Source organism: Ruoffia tabacinasalis, from assembly GCF_005864045.1.
Lineage (GTDB): Bacteria > Bacillota > Bacilli > Lactobacillales > Aerococcaceae > Ruoffia > Ruoffia tabacinasalis.
On sequence record NZ_VBSP01000082.1, the window covers coordinates 1 to 3,429 of the forward strand.

Consider the following 3,429-nt stretch of genomic DNA (forward strand, 5'->3'; position numbering starts at 1 on the left):
AACTTAAATCACAGTGGTTATGGGATATTTCTTTAGTGGTACATTAAGCTGGCAAAAGGTGGTACATTCTTTGGCAAACAGTGGTAAGAAAGTTGGCATCAGTGGTACAAATGTGTGGCAGTAGTCAATTTTATGGAGCTTAACAATTCTTAATAACTTCTAAATTAACCATGTAATTCTTTATTTCTTTTGTTTTTTGCTATGTATAAATCATCGAAGGACTTAATATTCATTTCATAAACTTTTATTATGTATTCTTTTATAATATCTAGCAATTTAGTTAAAAATGATTGTATCTCTTCTTCATCATTAAAGAAATCATTAAGATCTTTCCCATTATGCACTACCTCAGTACGATATACCTTACTCAATTCTTTAAAATAGTCGGCAAGTTTATCATAATCTTGTCTATCTTTGGCAATAATATGTTGAATAATTATTCTGACTTCTTTAAATCCTCTATACTCTTTGTAGGCTAATGCTTCAATAGTCGTCATTAAATAGATAAATATTGATGAATAGTTATTAAAATAAAATGACTCATTTATTCTTCTTATAGCACTTCTTAAAGACAAGTACATTTCATCTGAACGATTGGAAGTAATTACTTGGTATTCTATATCACTCGTTTTATTATTTAGATCTTCTTTTTCATACTGGCTTCCAATACCTACTGAATACTGAGTTGCAATATCACCCATTAAATGATACCAATTATCATCTTCATGGTTATAAACAAATGCTTCCATTATAGGCGTTTCACCTTGAATAGAATAAATTGGTATACCCGGTAACCCAGGTAGATGACTTAAGCTCCTATAATCAATATCTTTCATGCGAAAATAATCAATTTCCTTATTAACTTGATCGGAAATAAGTTTAATTAAATAATTTTTATAGTTGATAGATGTAGCTTCTTTTTGATTAAATCTAAGGTGGTCTTTATTAGTAAAAAATATGGCATAACTCGATGCATAAATCTCAAATCTATTATATATTTTTTTATGCTGACTATAAAATTTCATAGTTAACTCATCTAACATTTCTCTTTCCCATTTGTTAATGGTATCAGAATAAATGTTTATTTTCCCAAGATAATCATCCATTGTAGACATTATAAAAGTATTATTGATTTTAAAGCATTCGTGTAAAAACAAATTTTGTATTTCAACTATATAAATCTCATAGTCTTGAAAGTTCATTATATATCATTCCTTTGATAAATTCTTAATTTAATTAGATTTCCTTTATGTCAAGCATTATATAGCTAATCTTGAAAATCCATGATAGAAAAATTTGTACCTCTCAAAAACTAGAATTTCTATCCTGATATGTTTCCCATAAAAAATACACTATTGTTACCGAAGTGCCTACTGCTAACCTTGCATATCTTGGTGGGAGAGAGACAAAAGTACTTGACTTGCCATGTCCGTCACCAAATAAATTTCTAAGCTCCGCCATACTTTGTGGAACAGCCCCTAAATTACCTAAAATTTTTGCAGAGATTTTCCCCGCTTCATTTTCCTTATTTTGATCATTCGCAGATAAACCTAATTTTTCCATTACTAATCTTAATAGTGGAGCAAATTTCATTGTTTCATCGTACTCCACATCTAACTCCTTTAGAATCGTCTTTGCACATGATTCTAATAATTCTTTTGATTTCCCAATTGAAATATTTGGATTTTTTTCTATATTTTCTAACATTATGGATACTTGAGAATCTATATACTCTGAGCTAAATTTAGTTTTTATTTGTTCACTGTAATTTGCTATTAATTCCGAATTTTTAATCGACTCGATGGTAAATACAGCTCTGCCACTTATTTCTTCAGTAGCTATTAAATGTAATTTATCAAATTCTAGTACTTCATTGATCTTGTCAAAATATTCTTTCCAATTTGAATCATTATCTCTAACTATAGGATGAAATATTTGTTCAACAAATTTAGTGAATAAATCATCATTGTGTAGAAGGTTTAACCTTTTATCATAAAAAACCCAGTCTATATCCCAATCATCGTTGTTAATTGTATGTTGCCAGATGTCTTGTGACATGGTTTTAAATCTACTGTCCTCTGAAGGAAGATCATTCAAATTTACAAGTTGATTTAAAAAGCTAGTTTCATCAAATCTCCCAGCATAGTCAAACTCTCCTTCGTATAATCCTTCACTCAATAAATCTACAATATCTCTTTTAGAAATTTCAGATATATTCATTATATCCCCCTGGTTATGTTTTATCGCTACTTAAATTAAATCTTCGTCTTTTTATTGTGTAACTTTAGATTTGACAATTATTAATTAAGATAAAATAATTTTTCTTGTTAATCTTTGCAGCAAGTTTTGTTGTGGTATTTTTCCATAGCTAAATTCTTCATTTTGCAACTGTTTCAAAATTTCTATAAAGTCACTATCTTGAAGAGGTATAATCAGATTTTTATTATCCTTATAATAATCTGAACATCTTTTAATTAATGACTCTTCATCATCACTTTTTCTAAACACTAGAAACCCCATTTTACCTCGATTTACTGAAAACCTCCCATTTAGTTGATCAAAATCGGGATTAGATAAAGTTTTATTGTAGTTCTTACATTCTACGAAAATATAACTAGATGGAATATCTTTTACTGTTGATAAATTGAAAAAGTATCCATCTTCAGCTGCATTATCATAAACTAAGTCAATTCTCTTTCTCCCAGAATTTATCTCCTGTTCTTTTACAGGATTAATCAAGTCAGGGCAAAATAAAAACGTCATTGTGGCAATTACGTGGTCGTGATATTCATTTGCTTGCGCAGCACCTGGATTGATATTTTGGAACCCTGAAATTAATTTATCAATGATTGCCAAGTAAAATTCATAGCTATATTCATCCAATATTACTTCGTTAGAAAGTGTTTCAATATTTTTACTTGCTATATTTTTAAAATCTTCATAAAACTCTGGGTGTTCTATAGTAAAATTCCTTAAGAACTCTTTTTTATAGGCTCCATATTTTTTTGCTGTCTCTTCTTTATTTACTGATTTTCGTTTCTCTCCGTTCTTTAAAGTTTTTGTTCTGACTAAACTAGTATTAAGCCTTAACTCTTCCGTTACCAAGAAGTTTAAAACATGATGTCTAGCATACATTGAAGAATCATAATAATATGCCTGTTTCCTGATAACAATGGATTTAGGAACAAGTAATACTGGCTCGTCTTCTATTACCAGCATATCTTCATATGTACTAATCCAACTTCTTGTAATAGTATCCCAATATTCTCTAGTTGGCACACCTTTCGTCAATTTTAAACCATCCTGAATAATTCATACTTTTAAATATTGAGTTATTCTAGTCGTTATTTTTCAATTTTGGATCACTTTATCGAAATTAAAATATTTTAATCGATTTTCTAAGCTAAAGAAAAACTTTTTAGTCTCATC

3 protein-coding genes are annotated in these 3,429 nt (G+C 29.0%); all 3 read right to left on the minus strand.

Features of this window, described 5'->3' with window-relative positions:
• Window positions 1-164: 164 nt before the first annotated feature.
• The 3 genes from FEZ33_RS11910 to FEZ33_RS11920 all read right to left on the minus strand — a co-directional run bounded on the left by FEZ33_RS11910 (window position 165) and on the right by FEZ33_RS11920 (window position 3,291).
• Entirely contained in the window at window positions 165-1,106 is a 942-nt protein-coding gene (locus tag FEZ33_RS11910) for a hypothetical protein (RefSeq protein WP_171031399.1), read from the minus strand.
• Window positions 1,107-1,305: 199 nt separating this feature from the next.
• Window positions 1,306-2,220 (minus strand): abortive infection family protein, encoded by a 915-nt coding sequence (locus FEZ33_RS11915; protein ID WP_138405585.1) that lies wholly within the window; start codon window positions 2,218-2,220, stop codon window positions 1,306-1,308.
• 84 nt (window positions 2,221-2,304) lie between these two features.
• Window positions 2,305-3,291: a hypothetical protein gene (locus FEZ33_RS11920; RefSeq protein ID WP_138405586.1), complete on the minus strand. Its 987-nt coding sequence runs from the start codon at window positions 3,289-3,291 to the stop codon at window positions 2,305-2,307.
• Window positions 3,292-3,429 lie beyond the last annotated feature (138 nt).